The sequence below is a fragment of the Streptomyces aureoversilis genome (assembly GCF_042657885.1).
Taxonomy (GTDB): Bacteria; Actinomycetota; Actinomycetes; order Streptomycetales; family Streptomycetaceae; genus Streptomyces; species Streptomyces aureoversilis.
The window spans coordinates 326,662-351,057 of record NZ_JBHSKJ010000007.1 but is presented as its reverse complement, the minus strand read 5'-3'; the positions used below and the strand labels follow the sequence as shown (position 1 = coordinate 351,057).

The window sequence follows — 24,396 nt, the reverse complement described above, 5'->3', positions numbered from 1 at the left end:
GTGCACCGCACCACTGACAATGCCCCGGACCCGCAGGTCAGCCCATGCGGTCGGGCGGAGCCGGGGACAGCGGGGCAGGAGGGGCGGCGGAGGCCGCCGTCACACGGTGCGGGCGTATGCGCGCAGGGTCAGCAGCGCGCCGAGGGTCACCATCGGCCGGCTCTCCAGGCGGGTGCCGGGGGCCCACTCGCGCCAGCGGATCGGCCAGCCGCCGTCCTCCTGCTGCGAGGCGGCCAGGAAGTCCAGCGAGCGGTCCAGCTCGGCATCGGTGAACCAGGGGCGGGCCAGCGAGTCCGGGGCGGGCGCGAAGTCGTGCGGGTAGTGGTGCTCGCCGGGGGCGTACCCCTCCGGGACGGGGTAGTCGGCCACGCGTGCGGGGTCCAGGACCGCCAGCCGCTGCTCCCGCACGACCCGGCCGAGGCGCTCGGCCGCGGTACGGGCACGCGCCCGGTCGGGTGCCCCGTCCAGGAAGGCGACGGCCGCCTCTACCTCGTACGGGTGAGTTCTCGTCCCGTTCCCGAGGGCCTCGACCGCGGCCCAGCAGAAGTCGGTCGCCCGGAACAGCCAGGCGTGCCAGACCTCATTGCGGTGCAGCAGTCCCACCACGGGGCCGGTGGCCAGCAGGTCGCTCGGCGGATCCTCCACCACCGGGATCCACGGAGCCGCCGGATAGCCGCGCAGCGAGGGGTGGAGCGCGGGCAGCGCGCCGTCGGAGGTGGAGACGGACGTCAGGTAGCGGCAGACGCGCTCCATGCGCCGGTCGCCGCAGCGGCCGATCTCGTCGAGGACGCGCAGCGCGTAGACGGTGTGCAGCGGCTGGCTCACCGGGCCGCGCAGATCCGGCTCCAGGGCGAAGCCGTACCCGCCGTCCTCGCCGAGGTAGGCCGTCAGGGCGGCTTCCACGGCGCCGGGGTCGCCGTCCAGGAAGTGAAAGGCGAATCTGCGCTGCTCCAGGACGCGAGCGGTCAGCCAGATGAACTGTTCGGCACGGACTGCGGGGGATGTTCCGGATCGGGCCATGCACCGACCGTAGGGCGGGGAACGGCCCCCGGTCAGCGGCTCGTGCCGGGCAGCACCCTCAGGGGCGGGATACTGGGCGCATGCGGTTGACGGTTTTCTGGCAGCGGATGGCGAATCATTTCGGCGCGGCGTACGCCGACTCCTTCGCACGTGACCACGTGATGTCCGAGCTGGGCGGGAGGACGGTGCACGAGGCCCTCGACGCCGGCTGGAACGCCAAGGACGTGTGGCGCGCGGTGTGCAGGGCGATGGAGGTCCCCGAGGACAGACGGTGACATACCGGGCGGCTGTCGCGGGGTTCCGTTTCATCCGATAGGCCACACTTGCGGCGTGGCAGACGACCCCGTTCCGGAACCCGTTCCACCGCCCCCACCCGAACCGTCCGGCACCGGCGCAGGCACCATGCCGCGCTGGCTGCCCCGCGCGATGCTGACCGCGCTCGCCCTGCTCGCCTGCTTCATGCTGGCGGTCTGGGCCTTCCAGCAGCTGATCGGCCTGCTGCTCAACATCCTGATCGCCTTCTTCCTCGCCCTGGCCGTCGAGCCCGCCGTATCGAGGCTGTCCGCCCGCGGCATGCGGCGCGGGCTCTCGACGGGCCTGGTCTTCCTCACCGTCACCGTCGTCGTCGCGGGCTTCTTCGCGCTGCTCGGCTCGATGCTCGCCGACCAGATCGTGACCATGGTGGAGAACTTCCCCTCCTACCTGGACTCGGTGATCAAGTGGGTCAACCGGGTGTTCCGCACGAGCCTGTCCCGCGTCGCGGTCCAGGAGAGCCTGCTGCACTCGGAATGGCTCCAGCGGTACGTGAAGAGCAGCGCCAGCGGCGTCCTGGACATCTCGGCCACCGTCCTGGGCGGGCTGTTCCAGCTGCTGACCGTGCTGCTGTTCTCGTTCTACTTCGCGGCCGACGGGCCCCGGCTGCGCCGTGCCCTGTGCTCCGTGCTGCCACCCCACCGGCAGGCCGAGGTGCTGCGCGCCTGGGAGCTCGCCGTCGCCAAGACCGGCGGCTACATCTACTCGCGCGGCCTGATGGCGCTGATCTCCGGCATCGCCCACTACGTGCTGCTGGTGATCCTCGGGGTGCCCTACGCCCCGGCCCTCGCGATCTGGGTGGGCTTCGTCTCCCAGTTCATCCCCACCATCGGCACCTACCTGGCGGGCACCCTGCCCGTGCTGCTCGCCTTCACGGTGAACCCCTGGTACGCGGTCTGGGTGCTCGGCTTCGTCGTGGTCTACCAGCAGTTCGAGAACTACGTGCTGCAGCCGCGCATCACCTCGCGGACCGTCGACATCCACCCCGCCGTCGCCTTCGGGTCGGTGGTGGCGGGCGCCGCGCTGCTCGGGGCCGTGGGAGCGCTGGTGGCCATCCCGGCGACGGCGACGCTGCAGGCTTTCCTCGGCGCGTACGTGAGGCGGTACGAGGTCACGGGGGCGGCGCCGGGCCCGGAGTGGCGCGCTTGACAGCAAAATCGAACATCCATTCTTATGGGTTCCCCGGCGCTGTGGAGCCATGTGCGGGACCGCGTCCCGGGCCCCCTCGCGGGCCGGGTTATCCACAGGCGGGAGCGACGCCCGGGCGCATTGTCAGTGGCAGGCGTTAGCGTCGTGGACGTGAAGCGATCGACTCAAGCAAACCGGGTGGAACCCATGGCAGGCACCGACCGCGAGAAGGCGCTGGACGCCGCGCTCGCACAGATTGAACGGCAATTCGGCAAGGGCGCCGTGATGCGCCTCGGAGAGCGGCCGAACGAGCCGATCGAGGTCATCTCCACCGGGTCGACCGCTCTCGACGTCGCCCTCGGCGTCGGCGGACTCCCGCGCGGCCGCGTGGTGGAGATCTACGGACCGGAGTCCTCCGGTAAGACGACCCTGACCCTGCACGCCGTGGCCAACGCTCAGCGGGCCGGCGGCACGGTGGCCTTCGTGGACGCCGAGCACGCGCTGGACCCCGAGTACGCCAAGAAGCTCGGCGTCGACATCGACAACCTCATCCTGTCCCAGCCCGACAACGGCGAGCAGGCCCTCGAGATCGTCGACATGCTGGTCCGCTCCGGCGCGCTCGACCTGATCGTCATCGACTCCGTCGCGGCCCTGGTGCCGCGCGCGGAGATCGAGGGCGAGATGGGCGACTCGCACGTGGGTCTCCAGGCCCGGCTGATGAGCCAGGCGCTCCGGAAGATCACCAGTGCGCTCAACCAGTCCAAGACCACCGCGATCTTCATCAACCAGCTCCGCGAGAAGATCGGCGTGATGTTCGGCTCCCCCGAGACCACGACCGGTGGCCGGGCGCTGAAGTTCTACGCCTCGGTGCGCATCGACATCCGCCGCATCGAGACCCTGAAGGACGGCACGGAGGCCGTCGGCAACCGCACCCGCTGCAAGGTCGTCAAGAACAAGGTCGCGCCGCCCTTCAAGCAGGCCGAGTTCGACATCCTCTACGGCCAGGGCATCAGCCGCGAGGGCGGCCTGATCGACATGGGCGTCGAGCACGGCTTCATCCGCAAGGCCGGTGCCTGGTACACCTACGAGGGCGACCAGCTCGGCCAGGGCAAGGAGAACGCCCGCAACTTCCTCAAGGACAACCCCGACCTCGCCAACGAGATCGAGAAGAAGATCAAGGAGAAGCTGGGCGTGGGCGTCAAGCCCGGCGACAAGGAGGGCGAGCCCGGCGCGGACGCCGCGGGAGCCGAGGCCGCCGAGCCGGCCAAGTCCGTGCCCGCCCCGGCGAAGTCCACGGCGAAGGCGGCCAAGGCCACGGCTGCCAAGAGCTGATCCATGACACGGCGATGGGAGTATCCCCGGCCGGGCGCCGGGGAAGACCCTCCGGGACCGGACGTGGACGACCGTACCGGCGGTGGCGCCCCCTCCCCGTCGAGGGCCGGGGACGACGGGGCACCGCCGCGGCCCGAGGAGCAGGCGCGGGCGATCTGCCTGCGCCTGCTCACCGGGACCCCGCGCACCCGCAAGCAGCTCGCGGACGCCCTGGCCAAGCGGGGAATCCCGGACGAGGTCGCCGAGGAGGTCCTGTCCCGCTTCGAGGACGTGGGCCTGATCGACGACTCCGCGTTCGCCGGGGCCTGGGTCGAGTCCCGGCACCACGGCCGGGGCCTGGCCCGCCGCGCCCTGGCGCGCGAGCTGCGTACCAAAGGCGTTGACTCCGCCGTGATCGACGAGGCCGTGGGGCAGCTCGACGCCGAGCAGGAGGAGCGCACCGCCCGCGAGCTGGTCGAGCGCAAGCTCCGCGCCACCCGCGGGCTGGACCGCGAGAAGCGGCTGCGCCGCCTCGCCGGGATGCTCGCCCGCAAGGGCTATTCCGAGGGCCTCGCCCTGCGCGTGGTGCGCCGCGCGCTGGAGGAGGAGGGCGAGGACCCGGAGCTGCTGGGCCACTGCCTGCCGGACGTATAGGCCCCGCGGCGGCACCGCCCGCCGGGCGCCGTCCTGCCGTCGCGGCCGCCCTCACGCCCCGGCGAGCCGGCACGCCCCGGCACCGTCACGCCCCGGTGTCCACCGGCAGGCCCGCCGCGCGCCAGGCCTGGAAACCGCCCGCCAGGTCCGTGGCGCGGTGCAGGCCCAGCAGGCGCAGGGAGGCTGCGGCCAGGCTGGAGGCGTAGCCCTCGTTGCAGATCACGACCACCCTCAGATCGTGCCCGGTCGCCTCGGCGGCGCGGTGCTCGCACTGCGGGTCGAGCCGCCATTCCAGCTCGTTGCGCTCCACCACCAGAGCGCCGGGGACGAGCCCGTCGCGCTCCCGCAGCGCCGCGTACCGGATGTCCACCAGCAGCCCGCCCCCGGCCTGGGCGGCCGCCGCCTCGGCGGGGCCGAGCCGGTCCATGCCCTCGCGGGCGGCCGCCAGGAGCTCCTCGACCCTCACGCCCACTCCTCCGGCCACTCGACCTGCTCCAGCCGCAGCATCCGCCCGCTGCGGCTGTACCGCCTCATCAGCGGCAGCGGCGGGTAGTACGCGTGCACGGACACCGCGTGCTGCTCCGCCGAAGCGTTGAACACCTGGTGCACGTGGTGGGCTCCGAAGGCCCGGCCCTCTCCCTCGGTGAGCCGCCGCTCGCGGTCGATGCCGTCGGCCAGCTCCAGGCTCCTCCAGCCGTCGGTGGGCATCCGGGCCGCGAGCGAGGCTTCGGTCAGCACGCCGCCGGCGGTGACGAACGCGCCGTGCGAACCGCCGTGGTCGTGCCAGCCGGTGCCGGTGCCGGGCGGCCAGCCGATGAGCCAGGCCTCGCTGTCACCCGGCCCGTTCAGCCGCATCCAGGTGCGGCCCCGGGGATCCAGCGGGAGGGAGGAGACCAGTTGGGCGTCGGCGGCCGCGCGCCGGGCGAAGGCGAGCAGGTCGGCCTCGGAGGGCGCGCCGGGGGAGCCGGGGGAGACCGTGGAGGAGCCGGGCACGGGCGTGGGCAGGGGAAGGAACACGGGAACCGTCCTGAGTGATCGCGAAGGAGCGCGCGGCGGCCGGCGCACAGAGCGCACACGCAGGCCGCGCGGAGGGAATGCGGATCAGCAGGACGGACGACAGACGCAGCCCGCATAGCGGACCAGGTCCAGATGGACCCTCCGCCAGAAGTGCGCGCCGGTGTCAGTCACGGTCCGTAGTCAACCATGGCGTTCGGTGCGGGTCAACGGTTGGCTGTGGCTTCGCTGGGGGCTCCCGACGGCGGCTGCGCGCTCCCCGCGCCCTCGCCGTCCCCGGAGGCCGTGCCCGCCGCGCCCGGCCCCGCACTCGCCGCCGGGGCCCCGTCGGAGCCGTTCCGTCCCTCGTCCGCGGGCTCGCCGCCGCCGGCCGCCCCGCCCCGTACGGCGTTCGCGCATGCGTACAGCTCCGCGGGCCGCACCCCGGCCAGCGCCGCGACCAGGTGCCCGTCCGGGCGCACCACCAGCACCGTGTGGGCAGGGGCGCCCGGGTACTCGTCGGTGACCAGCAGCTCGGCGCGCATGGGCAGGGCGCCGACGGCGGCCGCCAGCTGCGGCATGAGCCCGGCGTCCGCCCAGTGCCGCCGCTCCCACACCCCGCTGCCCGGCGCCGTCAGGATCACCAGGAGATCGCCGCCGAGCCGGTCCCGCAGCGGTACGAGGCTGCCGTCCGGCGCCGTCACCCGGACGTTCTCCGCCTGGGCCCCCAGCGGGGTGTCCACGGTGACGGAGCCGGCGGGCGGTGCGGCCGGTGCCAGGGGCGTACGGGGGTACGAGGGGGGCGTGCTGAGCTGCCCGCGCCCGAGGTGGCCGTCGGTGAGCAGCTCGTCGTGCCCGCGCAGGGCGCCCGGCACCAGCGTGCGGCGCACGCTGCTCCACCCGCCCTCGCCCCGTACCGCGGGCAGCGCCCGGTCGGCGGCGCGCAGCCGGTCCCCGATCGCGCCGCGCCGCTCGGCCTGGTAGCTGTCGAGCAGGGCTTCCGAGGCGCCGTGGTGCCAGGCCAGGGCCAGCTTCCAGGCGAGGTTCCCGGCGTCGCGCAGCCCCTCGTCCAGGCCCTGGGTGCCGAGCGCGCCCAGCAGGTGGGCGGCGTCCCCGGCGAGGAAGGCGCGGCCGGTGCGCATCCGGCGCGTGAGGCGGTGGTGCACGAGGTGCACGCCGGTGTCCAGGAGCTCGTACGACGGGACGTCTTCGCACCAGGTGGCCAGCGAGTCGCGCACGCGGGTCAGGAGCGCGTCGGGCGTGACGAGTTCGCCGCCGGGCGGCAGCGGCCAGTCGAGCCGCCACACGCCGTCCGGCAGGGGCCGGGCCGTCACCTCCCCGCCCCGTGCGGGCGACCGGTGCAGCACGGCCTCGCCGGGCCACGGCAGCTCGGCCCGGAGCGCGGCGACCGCGTACCGCTCGACGGCCGTGCGACCGGGGAAGCGCGCGCCCAGCAGCTTGCGCACGGTCGACCGGGCGCCGTCGCAGCCGACCAGGTAACTGCCCCGCCAGGCGGAGCCCTTGTCACCGCGGAGGTGGGCGGAGATCCCGAAGGCGTCCTGCCGCAGGTTCTCCAGGCGGCCTCCGCGGACGATCCGCACCTTCTCCTCCGAGACGAGTGCGGCCTTCAGCTCCCGCGTCAGCGCGTGCTGCGGCAGGTGCAGCGGCGAGGGGCCGGCCGCCACCGCCCCCTCGGCCGCGCCGGCTTCCGCGGGCTCCCCGGGGCGCGTGAACGCCAGCCGGCTGACGACCGCGCGGCGGCGCACGGTGCGCCAGCCCGTCCAGCGGGTGCCGTCCTCCGTGGCGCACCCCAGCCGCTCCAGCGCGGCCGCGGTGTCCGGACTCAGCACGACCGTCCGGGCCAGGCGCTCCTCGTCCGGCGCGGGACCGTCGGAGGCCTCGTCGAGGAGGACGACGCGCACGTCGTGGCGGGCGAGGCAGAGGGCGAGCATGAGGCCGACCGGGCCGGCCCCGACGACGATCACCGGGTCCACGGCACGGCTCCCCGGTGCGCGCCGAGGCCGAGATCCCTGCCCGGGATTCCACGGTACGTACGGGGCGTACGGGACGTTCGGGATCCGACGGGGGGAACGCGGTGCTCGATCACAGAACGTATGCAACCCACTGCGGGTGCGTGCGTCAAGTGATCAGGGCGCTCGCCGCGGCGCGCCGCACGCGGCGCGCCCCGCCGGCCGGTCCGGCCGACGGGGCGTCACCTGCGGTGGATCAGCCCGTGCGGGAGTCGTGTGCGCCGGAGGCGCCGTCCGCGCCCCCGGCGGCCCCGGTCGTGACGGCGTCTCCGGCCGTCGACATCGCGGGCGGGCTGCCCTTGCGCGAGCGCTGCGTGCGCCGTTCGACCCAGGTGGCCACCGAAGACAGCGCCAGGCAGAGCAGGATGTAGATCGAACCGAAGATGATCACCATCGGGATGAAGGCGTAGACGCCGTTCACGGGCTTGGTCTGCTCGGCGAAGGCCTTGCCCACGAAGAGCAGCTCCTCGTAGAGGATGATGAACCCGAGCGAGGTGTCCTTCAGGGTCACCACGAGCTGGCTGATGATCGACGGCAGCATCGTCCGTACGCCCTGCGGGATCAGGATGCCCGACATCACCTGCGTCTTGCGCAGCCCGAGCGCGTAGGCGGCCTCGCTCTGGCCGCGGGGCACCGCGTTGATCCCGGAGCGGAAGATCTCGGCCTGCACGGAGCCGTTGTAGAGCGTGAGCCCGATGACGAGCGCCCACATCGGATCGTTGGTGAAGACGCCCGCGAACAGCAGGAAGATCATGATCATCAGTGGCATGGAGCGGAAGAGCTCCACCACCACCGTGGCGGCCCAGCGCACCGGCCGGTGGTCGGACAGCCGGGCGGCCGCCAGCACCGCGCCGAGCGAGAGCGAGAGCACCGCCGCGATCGCGAACGTCTTCAGCGTCGTCAGCAGGCCGTCGACGATCCGCTGGTGGGTGTCGCTGTACTCGTAGTCGTCCCACAGGCCGGCCTGGAACTGGCCGGTGTCGTCCAGCCTGTAGATGACGAAGGCGACCAGAGCGAGGATCGCGACGGTGGACAGCGCCCCGTAGAGGCGGTTGCGGGCCCGCGCCCTGGGGCCGGGTGCGTCGTAGAGGACGTTCGCGCTCACCGGGCCACCGCCAGCCGGTTCTCCAGCAGCCGGAACAGGCCGCTGACCGCGAGGGTGATGATGATGTAGCAGATCGCGATCCAGAGGAAGATCACGTAGATGTTGTAGCCGGTGTCGGCGTTGAGCGACTTCTGCACCGAGCCCAGCTGGGTCACGTTGAAGCCGGAGGCGATCGCAGTGTTCTTGGTGAGGGCGATCATCAGGCTGCCGATGGGCGGCACCGCGGTGCGGGTGGCCTGGGGCAGCACGACCTGGCCCAGCGTCTGGTTGAAGGTCATCCCGATCGAGCGGGCGGCCTCCGCCTGGCCCACCGGTACGGAGTTGATGCCGGACCGGACGGCCTCGCAGACGAACGCCGAGGTGTAGCACCCGAGCGTCAGCACGGCGAGCCAGAAGGAGTCCCAGCCCTTGAGTCCGAGGGCGGGCAGGCCCAGGGTGACGGCGAGGAAGAGCAGCACCAGCGGGGTGTTGCGCAGCAGCGTCACCCAGGTGGCGCCGAATATTCGCAGGGCGGGCACCGGGGAGACCCGGAACGCCGCCATCAGTATGCCCAGCACCAGGGCCAGCAGGCCGCTGAGCCCCGTGAGCTCCACGGTGCCGAGGAATCCTTCACGGAACTCCGCGAAGTGGTCCGACAGAACGTTCAAGGCAGCGCTCCCGGCTGATCAGTAGCGGATCACGTGCGGATCAGTAGCGGTCGACCGCGGGCGGGTTCGGCGCGGCGACCCCGGAGAGGCCGATGGTGGCGTCGTAGGCCTTCTTCCAGTCGCCGTTCTTCACGTGCGCCTCGATGGCGTCGTTGATGGCCGTGCGCAGCGCCTTGTCGTCCTTCTTCACGCCCACGCCGTAGGGCTCCGTGGAGAACGGCTTGCCGACCACCTTCAGGGCGCCCTTGTTCTCCGCGGCGTAGCCCTTGAGGAGCGTGTCGTCGGTCGTCACGGCGTCGACCGTGCCGGACACGAGCTCCTGGACGCACACCTGGTAGCCCTGCTGGGCCTTGACCTCACCCACTCCGTACTTGGGCTCCTTGATGCGCTTGAGCGGCGTGGAGCCGGTCACCGAGCAGACCTTCTTGCCCTTGAGGTCCTCGGGGCCCTTGATGCTGCTGTCGGACTTCACGAGCAGGTCCTGCCCGGCGACGTAGTACGGGCCGGCGAAGTCGACCTGCTTCTTGCGCTCGTCGTTGATCGTGTAGGTGCCGACGTAGAAGTCGACGCCGCCGCTGGCGAGCTGCGTCTCGCGGGCCTCGGACGGCACCGTCTTGAACTTGATGTGTGCCTCGTCGAAGCCGAGGTCGGCCGCGATCATCCGGGCGATCTCCACGTCGAAGCCGGTGCGCTTCTTGGAGGTGGGGTTCTCGTAGCCCAGGCCGGGCTGGTCGGCCTTGGTGCCGATGGTGATCGTCTTGCCCTTGATCCGGTCGAAGACGGGCGAACCCTTGACGTCGGCCGAGGTGTTCACCTTGTAGGTCGGCACGGCCGGTGCGGACTTGCCGTCGCCGGGCTTGTCGGCCTTGTCGTCGTCCGGGCTGCCCGACTTGCCGCAGGCGGTGGCGGTCGCGGTGAGGGCCAGTGCCACGGCGGCGGCTGCGACGGTCTTGCGGAGCTTCATGGTGAACATCCTTTGCGTCTGCAGGTGGAGCGGAGCGGTTCGGGGCAGCCGCGACGGGAAGGGCCGAGCTGGCCGGTCCGGCGGCGGGGCGCCGGTGCGGTCAGTGGTGCAGGATCTTCGAGAGGAAGTCCTTGGCACGGTCACTGCGCGGATTGCTGAAGAACTGGTCCGGCCGCGCCTCCTCGACGATGCGGCCGTCGGCCATGAAGACCACGCGGTTGGCGGCGGAGCGGGCGAAGCCCATCTCGTGGGTGACGACGACCATCGTCATGCCGTCCCGGGCGAGCTGCTGCATGACCTCCAGCACCTCGTTGATCATCTCCGGGTCGAGCGCGGACGTCGGCTCGTCGAAGAGCATCACCTTCGGCTCCATGGCCAGGGCGCGGGCAATGGCCACGCGCTGCTGCTGGCCGCCCGAGAGCTGGGCCGGGTACTTGTCGGCCTGGGCGCCGACGCCGACCCGGTCGAGGAGGGCACGCGCCTTCTCCTCGGCCTTGCGGCGGTCCGTCCGGCGGACCTTGACCTGACCGAGCGTCACGTTTTCGAGCACGGTCTTGTGCGCGAAGAGGTTGAAGGACTGGAAGACCATGCCGACGTCGGCACGCAGTCTGGCCAGCTCCTTGCCCTCCTGGGGCAGTGGTCTGCCGTCGATGGTGATCGATCCGGAATCCGTGGTTTCCAGACGGTTGATGGTCCGGCACAGCGTCGACTTGCCGGAACCCGACGGGCCGATCACGACGACGACCTCGCCGCGTGCGATCGTCAGGTCGATGTCCTGGAGGACATGCAGGGCGCCGAAGTGCTTGTTGACGCTTTTCAGGACGACCAGTGGGTCCGCGGCGGCAGTGGCCTCGCCGGTCACCGATACTTCGCTCATCGGCGTTCCTCGCTCCATCCTCCTCGATTGGGAGGACCCTAATGAGCGGCATCGACCAGCGTCATTACATCTGAGCTGAAATTGAGCATAACGATCCGGCCGCAAAGGGACACTCTGCGTGAAGGGGGCGCACGGTGTGCACGCCGGTCGCGCGGGCGTACCGGCTGGATAACGGAAGCTCCTTCGCTCCCGGAACCCCCTTGACGGACCGGGCGTCCATCAGCGTGGATGCGGGGGTGCCCACGCTGCGGTCACAGGGAGGGGGCCGGATGAGACTGCTGCTGGTGGAGGACGACGACCACGTCGCCGCGGCCCTGGCGGCGGTGCTGTCCCGGCACGGCTTCGACGTCACCCACGCCCGGAGCGGCGAGGAGGCGCTGCGCGCCCTGCTGCCCGACACGGGCGTGCCCTTCGCCGTCGTCCTGCTCGACCTCGGCCTGCCCGACCAGGACGGCTTCGAGGTCTGCGGAAAGATCCGCAAACGCACCGGCATACCCGTCATCATGGTCACCGCCCGCGCCGACACCCGCTCCAAGATCCACGGTCTCAACCTCGGCGCCGACGACTACGTGGTCAAGCCCTACGACACCGGCGAGCTCCTCGCCCGCATCCATGCGGTCGCCCGCCGCAAGCCGCCCGCCGGCAAGGGCCCGGAGGAGGCGCGGGAGCCCTCCGCGCCGCGCTCGCTGCGGCTGGGCAGCCTCACCATCGAACTCCCCAACCGCGAGGTCTCCGTGGCCGGTACGGCCGTCCCGCTCACCCGTAAGGAGTTCGACCTGCTGGCTCTGCTCGCCCAGCGGCCCGGCGTCGTCTTCCGCCGCGAACAGATCATCAGCGAGGTGTGGCAGACCAGTTGGGAGGGGACCGGCCGCACCCTGGAGGTGCACATCGCCTCCCTGCGCGCCAAACTGCGCATGCCCGCGCTGATCGAGACGGTCCGCGGGGTCGGCTACAAAATCGTCGTCCCGGCCCGGTGAGGGCCGGCCGAGCCTGTGCGCACACGACTCCTCCCGCTCCTCATCGTCCTGCTCGCGGGCGTGCTGCTGGCCCTCGGGTTCCCCCTGGCCGCCAGCATCGCCGCGGCCGAGCAGCAGCGCGTGGTCGTCGACCGCATCGACGACACCGCCCGCTTCGCGGCCCTCGCCCAGTTCGTCACCACCCGGCCGTCCGACCAGGCGGCCGAGACGGACGAACGGTTCAACACCCTGCGCTCCGAACTCCTCCGCTACGAGGAGCTGTACGACATCAGGGTCGGCATCTTCTACCGCGACGGAGCGGCCATGGCGGTCGCCCCCAGGCGCTGGGAGGTGCCGTCCACCGGTGAGGGGCAGCGGGCCTTCAAGGAGGCCCTGGCGGGGCGCCGCAGCCACGACCCCGGGCAGGTCTGGCCGCTGCAGCACAGCCGGCTCGCCGTCGCCTCCCCCGTCATCCGCGACGGGGACGTCGTCGCGGTCGTCGTCACCGATTCCCCCACGGGGCAGCTGCGCTCGCGGATCCTGCACTCCTGGATGCTGCTCGTGGCGGGCGAGACCGCCGCGATGCTCGTCGCCGTCGCCGCCGCGTTCCGCCTCACGGGGTGGGTGCTGCGGCCCGTACGGACCCTGGACGCCGCGACGCACGGCATCGCCACGGGGCGGCTGAACTCCCGCGTCGCGGCCGACAGCGGGCCGCCCGAGCTGCGCCGCCTGGCGCGCTCCTTCAACGAGATGGCCGACAACGTCGAGACCGTCCTGGACCAGCAGCGCGCCTTCGTCGCCGACGCCTCGCACCAGCTGCGCAACCCGCTCGCCGCCCTCCTGCTGCGCATCGACCTCCTCGCCCTGGACCTCCCCGCCGACCACTCGGAGGTCGCCTCCGTGCGGGCCGAGGGCAAGCGCCTCGCGCGCGTGCTCGACGACCTCCTGGGCCTCGCCCTCGCCGAGCACGCCCCCGCCGACCTCCAGCTGACCGACATAGCGGAGATCGTCACCGACCGGCTGGGCGCCTGGTCACCGGTCGCCGACCGCGAGCAGGTGACGCTCACCTACAGCGGTCCGGCCGCGGTGACGGGCTGGGCCGATCCGGTCGCCCTCTCCAGCGCCCTCGACGCGGTGGTGGACAACGCCCTCAAGTTCACGCCCGGGGGCTCCCCGGTCCACGTCAGCGTCGAGGTCGAGGGCGACTGCGTCGGCATCACGGTCGCCGACGGCGGCCCCGGCCTCACGGACGAGGAGCTCACCCGCATCGGCGACCGCTTCTGGCGCAGCAGCCGCCACCAGAACGTCTCCGGCTCGGGCCTGGGGCTGTCCATCTCCCGGGCCCTCCTCGCGGCGGGCGGCGCCACGCTCACATACGCCCCCAACGAGCCGCACGGACTGCGGGCGGTGATCAAGGTGCCGCGGCAGGGCGAAGGCGTGAACGGCACCCCTCAGGCCCTGATCGACAGGCAGTAGCGCTCCTCGGGGCGCGACCGCCGGCGACAGGTACCGAGCCGGTGACGCCCCTCAGGGCTTGACCGACAGGTAATAGCGGCGCGCCCCCGCGTGCAGCTGCAGGGGGTCGGTGAAGATCGCCGTACGGAGATCCACCTTCTGCGCCGCGTGCACCTTCTGCCCTATGCGGTCCCTGCTGTTCATCACGGAGCGGGTGACGCTCTCCGCCAGCTCCGGATCCGCGTGGTCCATGGTGACGAGGAGGTTCGCGACCGCCAGCGTCTTCACCGCCTGCGTCGCCCGCAGCTCCGGATAGGCGTCCACGGGCATGACCGCGGCCCGGTAGTAGTGCGTCTGCGGCCCCTGCGCGTGCAGCGGCGCGATCAGGTCGCTCAGCTGCACCAGGCGGATGGACAGCCGCAGGCCGAGCGTCTGGACGGCGTTCGTGGGCAGCCCGCCGGACCAGAAGAACGCGTCCAGCTCCCCGCGCTCCAGCAGCCCCGGCATCCTGTCGATGCCCACCCGCACCGGCGTGATGTCCTTGTCGAAGTCGAGCCCCGCCGCCTTCAGCAGCCGCCGCGTGATCAGCTGCACCCCGGAGTCGTCCGTCCCCACGCCCACCCGCAGGCCCCGCAGGTCCCGTGCGGACTGCACCCGGGAGGACTTCTCCACCACCAGCTGGATGTAGTCGTCGTACAGCCGCGCACAGGCGCGCAGCCCCGCCGCCCCCGGCTTCCCCTCGTCCCGGTAGGTGGCGACCGAGTCCGCGGTGGCCAGGGTGAAGTCCGCCTCGCCGGAGGTGAGCTGCCGCAGGTTGTCGATCGACCCCTGGCTGCGCCGCAGGCGCACGTCCAGGGACGGCATGTCGCGCCCCAGGTCCTCCTTGAGGAGGTCCCCGTACTTGGCGTACACGCCCGTCGGTACCCCTGTGGCGAACGACATCCGTCCGGCCGGGGACGTGTCCCCGTGCAGGGACACCAGCCACCACACCAGTACGGCGAGCACGGCGGTGCCCACGGCGGCCGCACGGAGGAAGCGGCGCCTTCCAGGGCGCGGGGAACGGGGAAGCATGGGCGGATCCTGCCAGGCCCGGCCGGGCTTCGGCAGGGGTTGGGGCGGAACGGGGGCGGAGGCGGGGAAAGGAGGAGGCGGGCTGTCCGGGCGACCACGTACCCTGGTCGATTGAGATGAGTGCGAAGACATACGAGGTGCGCACCTACGGGTGCCAGATGAACGTCCATGACTCCGAGCGGCTGTCGGGCCTGCTGGAGGACGCGGGCTATGTCCGTGCGCCCGAGGGCACCGCGGAGGGCGACGCCGACGTCGTCGTCTTCAACACCTGCGCGGTGCGGGAGAACGCCGACAACAAGCTCTACGGCAACCTCGGCCGGCTGGCCCCCATGAAGACGAAGCGTCCCGGGATGCAGATCGCCGTCGGCGGCTGCCTCGCCCAGAAGGACCGCGACACGATCGTGAAGCGGGCCCCCTGGGTCGATGTCGTCTTCGGCACGCACAACATCGGCAAGCTGCCCGTGCTGCTCGAGCGCGCCCGCATCCAGGAAGAGGCGCAGGTCGAGATCGCCGAGTCCCTGGAGGCGTTCCCCTCGACGCTGCCGACGCGCCGCGAGAGCGCCTACGCGGCCTGGGTGTCCATCTCCGTCGGGTGCAACAACACCTGCACGTTCTGCATCGTCCCGGCGCTGCGCGGCAAGGAGAAGGACCGCCGCACCGGCGACATCCTCGCCGAGATCGAGGCGCTCGTCGCCGAGGGCGTCAGCGAGATCACCCTGCTCGGCCAGAACGTCAACGCCTACGGCTCCGACATCGGCGACCGCGAGGCGTTCTCCAAGCTGCTGCGCGCCTGCGGCAGGATCGAGGGCCTGGAGCGGGTCCGCTTCACCTCCCCGCACCCGCGCGACTTCACCGACGACGTGATCGCCGCCATGGCCGAGACGCCGAACGTGATGCACCAGCTGCACATGCCGCTGCAGTCCGGCTCGGACACCGTGCTGAAGGCGATGCGCCGCTCGTACCGCCAGGAGCGCTTCCTGGGCATCATCGAGAAGGTGCGCGCCGCCATGCCGGACGCCGCCATCTCCACCGACATCATCGTGGGCTTCCCCGGCGAGACCGAGGAGGACTTCGAGCAGACCATGCACGTGGTGCGCGAGGCGCGCTTCGCCAACGCCTTCACGTTCCAGTACTCCAAGCGCCCGGGCACCCCCGCGGCCACCATGGACGACCAGATCCCCAAGGAGGTCGTGCAGGCGCGCTACGAGCGTCTCGTCGCCCTCCAGGAGGAGATCTCCTGGGACGAGAACAAGAAGCAGGTCGGCCGCACCCTGGAGGTCATGGTCGCCGAGGGCGAGGGCCGCAAGGACGACGCCACGCACCGCCTGTCCGGTCGCGCGCCCGACAACCGCCTCGTGCACTTCACCAAGCCCGACGAGCCGGTCCGCCCGGGCGACGTGGTGACCGTCGAGATCACCTACGCCGCCCCGCACCACCTGCTCGCCGAGGGCCCCGCCAAGGCCGTGCGCCGCACGCGCGCGGGCGATGCGTGGGAGAAGCGCACCGCCGCTGCCACCGCCAAGCCGGCCGGCGTGATGCTGGGTATCCCGGCCATCGGCGCCCCCGCGCCGAGTCCCGCCCCCGCCGCCGCGGGCTGCGGCGGCTGCGGCGACTGACGCACCGTCCGCGGCCCGGGAGCGCCCCGGGCCGCGACTGCGCGCAGCGCCCGGCGGGCGTATCGTTCCCGCCATGCTCGTCGCCGCCGCCGTATGCCCCTGTCCGCCGCTGCTCGTCCCGGAGGTCGCCGCCGGGGCCGCACCCGAGCTGGACGGCCTGCGGGCCGCCTGCCTCGACGCGCTGGGCGTGCTTGCCGCCGCGCGGCCCGACCGGCTCGTCGTCCTCGGCCCCGCCCCCCAGGCGGGCCGCGGACCGCACCCGCAGGGTTCCGGGGGATCGTTCCGCGGACTCGGTGTGGACGTGGACGTGCGCCTGGGGCAGGGCCCGCAGGCGGGGGAGCGGCAACTGCCGCAGTCCCTGGCGGTGGCCGCCTGGCTGCTGGAGCGCACGCGCTGGGCCGACGCGCCCGTCGAGGGCCTGGGCGTCGAGGAGACGCTGGAGGCCGAGCGGTGCCTGACCGCGGGCCGTGAGCTGGCCGACGGGGACGGGCGGACAGCCCTGCTGGTGATGGGCGACGGAAGCGCCTGCCGGACGCTCAAGGCGCCGGGCTACCTCGACGAGCGGGCGGCGGACTTCGACGCGGAGGCGGCGCGGGCACTGGGCGCCGCGGACACCGCCGCGCTCGCCGCGCTCGACGGCGGGCTCGCCCGGGAGCTCAAGGCCGCGGGACGCGCCCCGTGGCAGGTCCTCGCGGGGGCCGGCGCGGACGCCGGGCTCAAGGGGCAGCTGCTGTACGACGAGGCGCCCTACGGGGTGGGGTACTTCGTGGCCGCCTGGTCGTAGTCGCCCGGCCGCACGGGCCGCCTCCGAGCCCTCCGGCAGCCCCTGGCGGCCTCGCAGCCGCGCCGGCTTCCCCCGGGGGCCTTGTGCTGCCGAACGGCCGCGAGGGCGCCGTACAGGCCCTCTGCGGCCCCGCCGGGGGGTCTCGGTGGCCGCGGCGCCGGCAGGCCCGGCCCTGAGGCCTTCGCAAACGCGGAAACACGGCGACGGGGCGCGGAGCGAATGCTCCGCGCCCCGTCGCCGACGAGGGTGCAGCGCCGGGCCTCCCGGCAGCCGCTCAGGGGGCCGTGGTGCCGCTGCCGCCGCCCTTGCCGCCTTCCTTCTCGGCGAGCCGGTCGATGGCGTGCTTGGCCTTGTCGGCACCCGTGTGGATCTGGCTGCTGTACTTGCCCTTGGTCTTCTCGTCGACCACCTTGGCGGCCTTCTCCAGCCCCTGCTCGATCTTGTCCCCGTGCTGCTGCGCGAGATCGCCGATCTTGTCCTTCGCAGGGGCGAGCTTGGCCTTGATCGTGTCCAACAGGCCCATGGCGCCTTCCCTCGTCTTCCTGGTTCAAGAGCTACTTACGGGCGCCCTCACCGGCCTCGCTGTCGACGGCCTTCTCCGCCGACTGCTGCTTGGGGATCTCGACCCCCTCGGCAGCCTGAGTCTCGGCCTCGGCCTCGCCGGACTCCTCCGCCTCGGCCGCCTCGGCCCCCGTCTCGGCGGCGTCCGCCGATTCCGCCGTCAGAGTGGTCGCTGCCGCCTCTTCGGTTGACGCCTCGGACGCCTTGCGGCGAAACCTTGAAAACACGCCCATATCTACTCCATTACCTTACTGGTGTGTGCGAAGTCCCGCGCCGCCCGGGTGTGCCGTTGCACCGCATCCGGGCACCGGCCCGTGAACCGGCTCTCGGAACCTCGCAACAGGCAACGAACCCGGCAGCGCCGCGTCACGTCGCTCGTTCGTGGGGCGCGGGTGGGGTTTGCGAGACTGATCCGGTGAAAAACCCGGTGAAAAACGCAGTTCCCGCCCCGCGGGTCATCGCCGTCGTGGGCCCCACGGCGGCCGGCAAGTCCGATCTCGGCGTCGCCCTCGCCCGGCACCTGGGCGGCGAGGTCGTCAACGCCGACTCCATGCAGCTGTACCGGGGCATGGACATCGGCACGGCCAAGCTGACCCTGGAGGAGCGGCAGGGCGTGCCGCACCGCCTCCTCGACATCTGGGACGTGACCGAGGCCGCGAGCGTCGCCGAGTACCAGCGGCTGGCCCGCGCGGAGATCGACCGGCTCCTCGCCGAGGGCCGCACCCCCGTGCTCGTCGGCGGCTCCGGGCTCTACATCAAGGGCACCATCGACGCCCTGGACTTCCCCGGCACCGACCCGGCCGTCCGCGCCCGCCTGGAGGAGGAGCTCGCCGAGCAGGGCCCCGGCGCCCTGCACGCCCGCCTCGCCACGGCCGACCCGGCCGCCGCCCGCGCCATCCTGCCCGGCAACGGCCGCCGCATCGTGCGCGCCCTGGAGGTCATCGAGATCACCGGCCGCCCCTTCACCGCGAACCTGCCGGGCGAGGAGCCCGTCTACAACGCCCTGCAGATCGGCGTCGACGTCGAGCGCCCCGAGCTGGACGAGCGGATCACCGTGCGCGTGGACCGCATGTGGGAGGCGGGGCTCGTGGACGAGGTGCGCGCCCTGGAGCGCCAGGGGCTGCGCGAGGGCCGTACCGCCTCGCGCGCCCTCGGCTACCAGCAGGTGCTCGCCTTCCTGGCGGGGGAGTGCACCGAGGACGAGGCGCGCGCCGAGACCGTGCGGGCCACGAAGCGGTTCGCCCGGCGCCAGGACTCGTGGTTCCGCAAGGACACCCGCGTGCACTGGCTGAGCGGAGCGGCCGACCGCAGGGCGGAACTCCCCGGACTCGCGCTGGCGTTGCTCGAACGGGCGGTCACAGCCTGATCACGTGATGGCATCGGGACGCTACGCGCGCCATTCCGGTCTGCGCGGGCGTGCCATCATCGAGCTTCGATCGAGCCGTGAAGTCCGGGTTGGGAGGGCGCGTGGCGATGGAGGCCGGCCCTCGTGACAGACCGCAACAGCCGCCGCGGCGGGGGCAGCTCCCGGCGGTGGCCGGGGAAGAGCCGGAGGCGCTGACTCCGGACGGCCCCGAGGACACCGAGGGAACCGCCGAGTCGGGCACCGCCGCGCCCGCGTCCTTCCGCGAGCTGCGCCCGCAGCGCAGGCTGCGCATCTGGCAGCTGGCCCCGATCGTCGTGCTCGCCGCCGTCGGCTCGCTCATGTTCGCCTTCCCCCTCGCCTTCGAGTTCGGCGACGGCGGGCCGGTCGTCGCCATGCTCGGCCTGCTCATCAGCTGCTGCGCCGCGGGCTGGGGGGTGATGGCCGCCCGCCGGGTCGGCTACACCTGGCCCGGCATGCCGGCCCCCGGCTCCGGGCGCCGCCCGGACTGGCGCTACGTCGCCTCGTACGCCGCCCTCGTCGCCGTGGTCGTCGTCCTCGCCGTCTGGCGCGTGGCGCGGCTGCGCTGAGCCCGGCCCGGTGCCGCTCACGGGCCCGGGGCCTCGCCGGGGAGACCGCGAGCGGCCCCCGTACCATCGAATCGTGAGCACCGCACAGATCGCCTTCCTCAAGGGTCACGGCACCGAGAACGACTTCGTGATCATCCCGGACCACGACGGCCGCATCGAGCTGTCCCCCGCCGCCGTCGCCCGGCTGTGCGACCGCCGCGCGGGCATCGGCGCCGACGGAGTGCTCCGCGTCGTCCGGTCCGCGGCCCACCCCGAGGCGCGTGCGATGGCCGGCGAGGCCGAGTGGTTCATGGACTACCGCAACAGCGACGGCAGCATCGCCGAGATGTGCGGCAACGGCGTCCGGGTCTTCGCCCGCTACCTCCACCACGCCGGTCTCGTCGAGGCGGGCGACCTCACCGTCGCTACCCGTGCGGGCCTGCGGCACGCCCACATCGCCAAGGGCGGCCCCGAGGGCGCGGCCGGCGACGTCACCGTCGGCATGGGCCGGGCCGCGCTCCCGGAGGGCGAGGTCACCGTCACCGTCGACGGCCGCAGCCGCCCCGCGCGCAACGTGAACATGGGCAACCCGCACGCCGTCACCTTCGTCGACGACCTCGCCGACGCGGGGAACCTGTTCACCGCCCCCGCCGTCGCCCCCGCGGATGCGTACCCGGAAGGCGCCAACGTCGAGTTCGTCGTCGACCGCGGCCCCCGGCACGTGGCCATGCGCGTCCACGAGCGCGGCTCCGGCGAGACCCGCTCCTGCGGCACGGGCGCGTGCGCGGTGATGGTCGCGACCGCCCGCCGGGACGGCCTGGACCCGGCCGTGACCGGCCTGCCCGTCACGTACACCGTGGACGTCCCCGGCGGGCGCCTGGTGATCAGCGAGGCGCCGGACGGCACGGTCGAGATGACCGGCCCCGCCGTGATCGTCGCGGGCGGCACCTTCGACCCCTCCTGGCTGGACGCGGCGCTCGCCTGAGCGCGCTCCCCGGCCGGCTCTCCGGGCGCACTACCTCTTTTCCGGTCCGTACGCCCGGCTCCCGGCGGCGTGGCTCGCTCGAATGGGTGATCCGTTTCACTCTGGGCGAGAGCTGGTGAGCAGCGCGTGATGGGCTCGGTAGCATCAAGCACCGGTACGGAGGCGCGCAGCCGACCGCCGGTCGACGCTGCCGGAGGTGCCCCCATGAGCACAGACGCCACGCACGAAGGTGCTCCCGGCCGCAGGCGCGGCCGCGCCCGCCTCGACCTGAGACGGCTGGGGCGCGCGGCGCTCGGCGGCTCGGGCGCGCGCGGCAGGCTGCCGGACGCCATCGACCACGTCGCCAAGGTGCACCGCGCCCACCATCCGGGTGCGGACCTCGACATCCTGCGGCGGGCCTATCTCCTCGCGGAGTCCTCCCACCGCGGTCAGACCCGCAAGAGCGGCGAGCCGTACATCACCCATCCGCTCGCCGTGACCCTGATCCTGGCCGAACTGGGCGCCGAGACGACCACCTTGACCGCCTCCCTCCTCCACGACACGGTCGAGGACACCGAGGTGACCCTGGAACAGGTCCGCGGGCAGTTCGGCGAGGAGGTCCGCTTCCTGGTCGACGGCGTCACCAAGCTGGAGAAGGTCGACTACGGCGCCGCGGCCGAGCCGGAGACCTTCCGCAAGATGCTCGTGGCCACCGGCAACGACGTCCGGGTGATGTCCATCAAGCTCGCCGACCGGCTGCACAACATGCGCACCCTGGGCGTGATGCGGCCCGAGAAGCAGGTCCGCATCGCCAAGGTCACGCGGGACGTGCTGATCCCGCTCGCCGAGCGGCTGGGCGTCCAGGCGCTCAAGACCGAGCTGGAGGACCTCGTCTTCGCGATCCTCCACCCCGACGAGTACGCCCGCACCCGCGAGCTCGTCACCGGGCACGCCGCCGGCCTCGTGACCCTCGAGACGACGGCGGAGCGGGTGCAGGCCGTCCTGCGCGAGGCGGGCATCGCCGCCGACGTCCTCGTCAAGCAGCGCCACTTCGTCTCCGTGCACCGGGTGCGCCTCAAGCGCGGCGAGGTGACCGGCTCGGACCTCGGCAGACTGCTCGTCCTCGTCGCGGAGGACGCCGACTGCTACGCGGTCCTCGGCGAGCTGCACACCTGCTTCACGCCGTTCATCTCGGAGTTCAAGGACTTCATCGCCACCCCGAAGTTCAACCTCTACCAGTCGCTGCACACGGCCGTCGCGGGCCCCGGGGGGGAGGCCGCGCAGGTCCTCATCCGCACCCACCAGATGCACAAGGTCGCCGAGGCCGGCGTCGTCGCCCTGGGGAATCCGTACGCCACGCCCGAGACGCCCGACGCCACGGACGGGGAGCGCGTCGACCCCACCCGGCCGGGCTGGCTCTCCCGGCTGCTGGAGTGGCAGAGAGCCACGCCCGACCCCGACACCTTCTGGACCTCCCTGCGCGACGAGCTCGCCCTGGACCGCGAGATCACCGTCTTCCGCGCCGACGGCGGCACGATCGGCCTGCCCGCCGGGGCGAGCTGCGTCGACGCGGCCTACGCGCAGCACGGCGACGGCGGCCACAGCTGCATCGGCGCCCGCGTCAACGGCCGCCTCGCCACGCTCAGCACGGTCCTGCGCGACGGCGACACCCTCCAGCTGCTGATGTCCCGCGACAGCGCCTCCGGGCCCTCCCCGGACTGGCTGGAGCACGCCCGTACGCCCGCCGCGCGGATCGCCATCGAGCGGTGGCTGGCCAGCCATCCCGCGGTGGAGCCCGCCCCGCCCGTGGCGCTCGCGCCGGGCCGCCCCTGCCCGCCGCCCCGGGCCACCGCTCCGGCCGCGCGGTGGCCCGTCGTCGTCACGGCCGACGGGGCGGACCTGGCGGCAGCGAGCGTACGGCTGGCGGGCTGCTGTACCCCCGTCCCGCCCGACGAGGTGACCGGTTTCGCCGTGCGCGGGGGCGCGGTGACGGTGCACCGGGCGCAGTGCCCTGCGGTGCACCGCATGGTCGCCTCCGGGCGGGAGCCCGTAGGGGTGCGGTGGAGCAGCCCGGAGGGCGGCGGTGCCCGCGACTACCGCGTCACCCTGCGCGCCGAATCGTTCAGCAGGCCGCACCTCCTGGCCGACCTCACGGAGGCCATCGCGGCCGAGGGGGCGGCGGTCATCTCGGCGGCCGTCGAGCCGCCCCACGAGCAGCGCGTACGCCACACCTACACCCTGCAGCTGCCGGACGCCGCCCAGCTGCCGGAGCTGATGCGCGCCATGCGGCGGGTGCCGGGGGTCTACGACGTCGAGCGGGCCGGACGGCCGGTGGCCACCGCGCCGCTCTAGCCGGGGAGGGCGGGGGAGAGCCGCCGTGCGGTGTGTGCGTCCCGCAGGGGGCGGGTGTGCGATTCCCCGGACGAGGACGCGTCGTACAGCTTTCCGGCACGCTCGTACGGGTGGGGCGGCGCCGTGCCGCCACCGCGCGAGGCCTTCGCGCTGGTAGCGATGGACGCATGCCGCACTCACCCGGGAAACCCGCCTCGGTCCGCCGGAGGTCCGTGCGCCGCCGCGCCGTCCTCGCCGCCGCCGTCTCGGCCCTCCTCGTCGGCGCCGCGGCTCCACCCGCCGCGAGCCCCCAGGGCGTCGGCGACCGCCTCTTCCCGGATCTCGGCAACCCCGGCTACGACGTCGCCGCTTACGACATCGCCTTCGACTACCACGGCAACGACCGGCCGCTCGATGCCGTCACCACCATCGCCGCGCGGGCCATCACGCGCCTGGACCGGCTCAACCTCGACTTCAGCAATGGCACGGTCCGCTCCGTGACGGTCAACGGCACGCCCGCCAAGTTCGCCCCCGCCAAGGAGGACCTGGTCGTCACGCCGTCCGCCGCCCTGCCGGCGGAGGGCCTGTTCACCGTCGTCGTCCGGCACACCAGCGACCCGCGCAACGGCAAGGACGGCGGCTGGATCCGTACGAAGGACGGGCTGGTCATGGCCAATCAGGCCGATGCCGCGCACCGTGTCTTCCCCTGCAACGACCACCCCTCCGACAAGGCCCGCTTCACCTTCCGCGTCACCGCGCCCAAGGCCCAGACCGTCGTCGCCAACGGGCTGCCGGCGGGCCGTGCCGTCCGCGGGGCGAACGCCACCTGGGCGTACCGCAGCGAGCACCCCATGGCCACGGAGCTGGCCCAGGTCTCCGTCGGCCGCTCCGCCGTGGTGCATCGCAAGGGGCCGCACGGCCTGCCCGTACGGGACGTGGTCCCCGTCGCCGACCGGCAGCGCGTGGAGAAGTGGACGTCGAAGACGCCGGAGCAGATCGCGTGGCTGGAGGGGAAGGTCGGGCCGTACCCGTTCGAGAACTACGGCATGCTGATCGCCGACGCGTCGACCGGCTTCGAGCTGGAGACGCAGACCCTCTCGCTCTTCGAGCGCGGCCTGTTCATCCGGGACGACATCCCCTCCTGGTACCTCGAGTCCATCATGGTCCACGAGCTCGCGCACCAGTGGTTCGGTGACAGCGTCAGCCCCCGCAGCTGGTCCGACCTCTGGCTCAACGAGGGGCACGCCACCTGGTACGAATCGCTGTACGCCGAGCACAAGGGCGGCCGGACCCTCGACGTCCGGATGCGTGCCGCGTACGAGCACTCCGACGCATGGCGCGCCGACGGCGGCCCGCCCGCCCTGCCCAAGCCGCCCGACCCGGGCAAGCGGAACAGCATCTTCAGGCCCGTCGTCTACGACGGCGGCGCGCTGGTGCTCTACGCGCTGCGCCAGAAGATCGGCGCGGCGGCGTTCGACCGGCTGGAGCGCGAGTGGATCAGCGCCTACCGCGACGCCAGCGCCACCACGGAGGACTTCACCGCCGTCGCCTCCCAGGTCTCCGGCCAGGACCTGAAGGAGTTCCTGCAGGCCTGGCTCTACAGCCCGAAGACCCCGCCCATGCCGGGTCACGCCGACTGGAAGGCGGCCCGGAAGGCGCCCGGGAAACCCGCGTGACGCTCCGCC

The 24,396-nt window shown here is 72.8% G+C and carries 25 protein-coding genes; 13 read left to right on the top strand and 12 right to left on the bottom strand.

Going from position 1 to position 24,396, the window contains the following annotated elements; all coding sequences use genetic code 11:
- Window positions 1-99 precede the first annotated feature (99 nt).
- Window positions 100-1,020 carry a hypothetical protein gene (locus ACFPP6_RS15300; protein ID WP_382041742.1) on the bottom strand — a complete coding sequence of 307 codons (921 nt, stop codon included), beginning with the start codon at window positions 1,018-1,020 and terminating at the stop codon, window positions 100-102.
- A gap of 80 nt (window positions 1,021-1,100) precedes the next feature.
- Between ACFPP6_RS15300 and ACFPP6_RS15295 the strand changes: the two genes are divergently transcribed.
- The 4 genes from ACFPP6_RS15295 to recX all read left to right on the top strand — a co-directional run bounded on the left by ACFPP6_RS15295 (window position 1,101) and on the right by recX (window position 4,425).
- Complete coding sequence (locus ACFPP6_RS15295) at window positions 1,101-1,295, top strand: DUF3046 domain-containing protein (protein ID WP_058047245.1); 195 nt, start codon at window positions 1,101-1,103, stop codon at window positions 1,293-1,295.
- Window positions 1,296-1,350: 55 nt separating this feature from the next.
- Window positions 1,351-2,481: an AI-2E family transporter gene (locus tag ACFPP6_RS15290; RefSeq protein ID WP_382041739.1), complete on the top strand. Its 1,131-nt coding sequence runs from the start codon at window positions 1,351-1,353 to the stop codon at window positions 2,479-2,481.
- A 186-nt stretch (window positions 2,482-2,667) separates the two neighbouring features.
- Window positions 2,668-3,792 carry a recombinase RecA gene (gene recA / locus ACFPP6_RS15285; protein ID WP_382041737.1) on the top strand — a complete coding sequence of 375 codons (1,125 nt, stop codon included), beginning with the start codon at window positions 2,668-2,670 and terminating at the stop codon, window positions 3,790-3,792.
- A gap of 3 nt (window positions 3,793-3,795) precedes the next feature.
- A complete protein-coding gene (gene recX / locus ACFPP6_RS15280) occupies window positions 3,796-4,425 on the top strand; it encodes a recombination regulator RecX (protein ID WP_382041734.1) in 630 nt (209 codons plus the stop codon).
- An 85-nt stretch (window positions 4,426-4,510) separates the two neighbouring features.
- Here the strand turns inward: recX and ACFPP6_RS15275 are convergent, their stop codons facing one another.
- From ACFPP6_RS15275 to ACFPP6_RS15240, 8 genes are all read right to left on the bottom strand, one after another.
- Entirely contained in the window at window positions 4,511-4,852 is a 342-nt protein-coding gene (locus ACFPP6_RS15275; protein ID WP_382041802.1) for a rhodanese-like domain-containing protein, read from the bottom strand.
- 35 nt (window positions 4,853-4,887) lie between these two features.
- Window positions 4,888-5,442: a cupin domain-containing protein gene (locus tag ACFPP6_RS15270; protein WP_382041731.1), complete on the bottom strand. Its 555-nt coding sequence runs from the start codon at window positions 5,440-5,442 to the stop codon at window positions 4,888-4,890.
- Window positions 5,443-5,526: 84 nt separating this feature from the next.
- Window positions 5,527-5,613 carry a putative leader peptide gene (locus ACFPP6_RS15265; protein ID WP_356287137.1) on the bottom strand — a complete coding sequence of 29 codons (87 nt, stop codon included), beginning with the start codon at window positions 5,611-5,613 and terminating at the stop codon, window positions 5,527-5,529.
- A gap of 32 nt (window positions 5,614-5,645) precedes the next feature.
- Window positions 5,646-7,412, bottom strand: coding sequence for an FAD-dependent oxidoreductase (locus tag ACFPP6_RS15260; RefSeq protein WP_382041729.1), 1,767 nt, complete (start codon window positions 7,410-7,412; stop codon window positions 5,646-5,648).
- Window positions 7,413-7,644: 232 nt separating this feature from the next.
- The gene (locus tag ACFPP6_RS15255; RefSeq protein ID WP_382041726.1) at window positions 7,645-8,553 is read right to left on the bottom strand and encodes an amino acid ABC transporter permease; all 909 of its coding nucleotides are present in this window, start codon (window positions 8,551-8,553) and stop codon (window positions 7,645-7,647) included.
- Window positions 8,550-9,200, bottom strand: a complete 651-nt coding sequence (locus ACFPP6_RS15250; RefSeq protein ID WP_382041724.1) for an amino acid ABC transporter permease — start codon at window positions 9,198-9,200, stop codon at window positions 8,550-8,552. Before ACFPP6_RS15250 ends, ACFPP6_RS15255 begins: the two co-directional genes overlap by 4 nt.
- 40 nt (window positions 9,201-9,240) lie before the next feature.
- A complete protein-coding gene (locus tag ACFPP6_RS15245; protein WP_382041721.1) occupies window positions 9,241-10,164 on the bottom strand; it encodes a glutamate ABC transporter substrate-binding protein in 924 nt (307 codons plus the stop codon).
- 100 nt (window positions 10,165-10,264) lie between these two features.
- A complete protein-coding gene (locus ACFPP6_RS15240) occupies window positions 10,265-11,041 on the bottom strand; it encodes an amino acid ABC transporter ATP-binding protein (RefSeq protein ID WP_382041718.1) in 777 nt (258 codons plus the stop codon).
- A gap of 269 nt (window positions 11,042-11,310) precedes the next feature.
- Between ACFPP6_RS15240 and ACFPP6_RS15235 the strand changes: the two genes are divergently transcribed.
- A complete protein-coding gene (locus ACFPP6_RS15235; RefSeq protein WP_382041715.1) occupies window positions 11,311-12,018 on the top strand; it encodes a response regulator transcription factor in 708 nt (235 codons plus the stop codon).
- A 15-nt stretch (window positions 12,019-12,033) separates the two neighbouring features.
- Window positions 12,034-13,473: a sensor histidine kinase gene (locus ACFPP6_RS15230; RefSeq protein WP_382041712.1), complete on the top strand. Its 1,440-nt coding sequence runs from the start codon at window positions 12,034-12,036 to the stop codon at window positions 13,471-13,473.
- A 51-nt stretch (window positions 13,474-13,524) separates the two neighbouring features.
- On the opposite strand, the gene ACFPP6_RS15225 is transcribed toward ACFPP6_RS15230, so the two are convergent.
- Window positions 13,525-14,523 (bottom strand): TAXI family TRAP transporter solute-binding subunit, encoded by a 999-nt coding sequence (locus ACFPP6_RS15225; RefSeq protein ID WP_382041709.1) that lies wholly within the window; start codon window positions 14,521-14,523, stop codon window positions 13,525-13,527.
- Window positions 14,524-14,639: 116 nt separating this feature from the next.
- Between ACFPP6_RS15225 and miaB the strand changes: the two genes are divergently transcribed.
- Window positions 14,640-16,139 (top strand): tRNA (N6-isopentenyl adenosine(37)-C2)-methylthiotransferase MiaB, encoded by a 1,500-nt coding sequence (gene miaB, locus ACFPP6_RS15220; protein WP_382041707.1) that lies wholly within the window; start codon window positions 14,640-14,642, stop codon window positions 16,137-16,139.
- Window positions 16,140-16,212: 73 nt separating this feature from the next.
- Window positions 16,213-16,923, top strand: coding sequence for a class III extradiol dioxygenase subunit B-like domain-containing protein (locus ACFPP6_RS15215; RefSeq protein WP_382041704.1), 711 nt, complete (start codon window positions 16,213-16,215; stop codon window positions 16,921-16,923).
- Between the two features lie 274 nt (window positions 16,924-17,197).
- Here the strand turns inward: ACFPP6_RS15215 and ACFPP6_RS15210 are convergent, their stop codons facing one another.
- Both ACFPP6_RS15210 and ACFPP6_RS15205 read right to left on the bottom strand, forming a co-directional pair.
- The gene (locus tag ACFPP6_RS15210) at window positions 17,198-17,446 is read right to left on the bottom strand and encodes an antitoxin (protein WP_382041702.1); all 249 of its coding nucleotides are present in this window, start codon (window positions 17,444-17,446) and stop codon (window positions 17,198-17,200) included.
- A 31-nt stretch (window positions 17,447-17,477) separates the two neighbouring features.
- The gene (locus tag ACFPP6_RS15205) at window positions 17,478-17,717 is read right to left on the bottom strand and encodes a hypothetical protein (protein ID WP_382041699.1); all 240 of its coding nucleotides are present in this window, start codon (window positions 17,715-17,717) and stop codon (window positions 17,478-17,480) included.
- 194 nt (window positions 17,718-17,911) lie between these two features.
- Here ACFPP6_RS15205 and miaA point away from each other — a divergent pair, with 194 nt between their 5' ends.
- The 5 genes from miaA (at window position 17,912) to ACFPP6_RS15180 (ending at window position 24,387) form a co-directional block, all read left to right on the top strand.
- Window positions 17,912-18,850 (top strand): tRNA (adenosine(37)-N6)-dimethylallyltransferase MiaA, encoded by a 939-nt coding sequence (gene miaA / locus ACFPP6_RS15200; protein WP_382041696.1) that lies wholly within the window; start codon window positions 17,912-17,914, stop codon window positions 18,848-18,850.
- Between the two features lie 107 nt (window positions 18,851-18,957).
- Complete coding sequence (locus ACFPP6_RS15195; protein ID WP_382041799.1) at window positions 18,958-19,437, top strand: hypothetical protein; 480 nt, start codon at window positions 18,958-18,960, stop codon at window positions 19,435-19,437.
- A 73-nt stretch (window positions 19,438-19,510) separates the two neighbouring features.
- Window positions 19,511-20,401: a diaminopimelate epimerase gene (gene dapF / locus ACFPP6_RS15190; RefSeq protein WP_382041693.1), complete on the top strand. Its 891-nt coding sequence runs from the start codon at window positions 19,511-19,513 to the stop codon at window positions 20,399-20,401.
- A 204-nt stretch (window positions 20,402-20,605) separates the two neighbouring features.
- Window positions 20,606-22,732, top strand: coding sequence for a RelA/SpoT family protein (locus ACFPP6_RS15185; protein ID WP_382041690.1), 2,127 nt, complete (start codon window positions 20,606-20,608; stop codon window positions 22,730-22,732).
- Window positions 22,733-22,899: 167 nt separating this feature from the next.
- Window positions 22,900-24,387, top strand: coding sequence for a M1 family metallopeptidase (locus ACFPP6_RS15180; protein ID WP_382041687.1), 1,488 nt, complete (start codon window positions 22,900-22,902; stop codon window positions 24,385-24,387).
- Window positions 24,388-24,396 lie beyond the last annotated feature (9 nt).

Bases quoted from the DNA above. Each gene is read 5' to 3' on its own strand.
- ACFPP6_RS15300 (WP_382041742.1), bottom strand. From the start codon at position 1,020: ATGGCCCGATCCGGAACATCCCCCGCAGTCCGTGCCGAACAGTTCATC.
- ACFPP6_RS15295 (WP_058047245.1), top strand. From the start codon at position 1,101: ATGCGGTTGACGGTTTTCTGGCAGCGGATGGCGAATCATTTCGGCGCG.
- recA (WP_382041737.1), top strand. From the start codon at position 2,668: ATGGCAGGCACCGACCGCGAGAAGGCGCTGGACGCCGCGCTCGCACAG.
- recX (WP_382041734.1), top strand. From the start codon at position 3,796: ATGACACGGCGATGGGAGTATCCCCGGCCGGGCGCCGGGGAAGACCCT.
- ACFPP6_RS15275 (WP_382041802.1), bottom strand. From the start codon at position 4,852: ATGGACCGGCTCGGCCCCGCCGAGGCGGCGGCCGCCCAGGCCGGGGGC.
- ACFPP6_RS15245 (WP_382041721.1), bottom strand. From the start codon at position 10,164: ATGAAGCTCCGCAAGACCGTCGCAGCCGCCGCCGTGGCACTGGCCCTC.
- ACFPP6_RS15240 (WP_382041718.1), bottom strand. From the start codon at position 11,041: ATGAGCGAAGTATCGGTGACCGGCGAGGCCACTGCCGCCGCGGACCCA.
- ACFPP6_RS15235 (WP_382041715.1), top strand. From the start codon at position 11,311: ATGAGACTGCTGCTGGTGGAGGACGACGACCACGTCGCCGCGGCCCTG.
- ACFPP6_RS15225 (WP_382041709.1), bottom strand. From the start codon at position 14,523: ATGCTTCCCCGTTCCCCGCGCCCTGGAAGGCGCCGCTTCCTCCGTGCG.
- miaB (WP_382041707.1), top strand. From the start codon at position 14,640: ATGAGTGCGAAGACATACGAGGTGCGCACCTACGGGTGCCAGATGAAC.
- ACFPP6_RS15215 (WP_382041704.1), top strand. From the start codon at position 16,213: ATGCTCGTCGCCGCCGCCGTATGCCCCTGTCCGCCGCTGCTCGTCCCG.
- ACFPP6_RS15210 (WP_382041702.1), bottom strand. From the start codon at position 17,446: ATGGGCCTGTTGGACACGATCAAGGCCAAGCTCGCCCCTGCGAAGGAC.
- ACFPP6_RS15205 (WP_382041699.1), bottom strand. From the start codon at position 17,717: ATGGGCGTGTTTTCAAGGTTTCGCCGCAAGGCGTCCGAGGCGTCAACC.
- ACFPP6_RS15195 (WP_382041799.1), top strand. From the start codon at position 18,958: ATGGAGGCCGGCCCTCGTGACAGACCGCAACAGCCGCCGCGGCGGGGG.
- ACFPP6_RS15185 (WP_382041690.1), top strand. From the start codon at position 20,606: ATGAGCACAGACGCCACGCACGAAGGTGCTCCCGGCCGCAGGCGCGGC.
- ACFPP6_RS15180 (WP_382041687.1), top strand. From the start codon at position 22,900: ATGCCGCACTCACCCGGGAAACCCGCCTCGGTCCGCCGGAGGTCCGTG.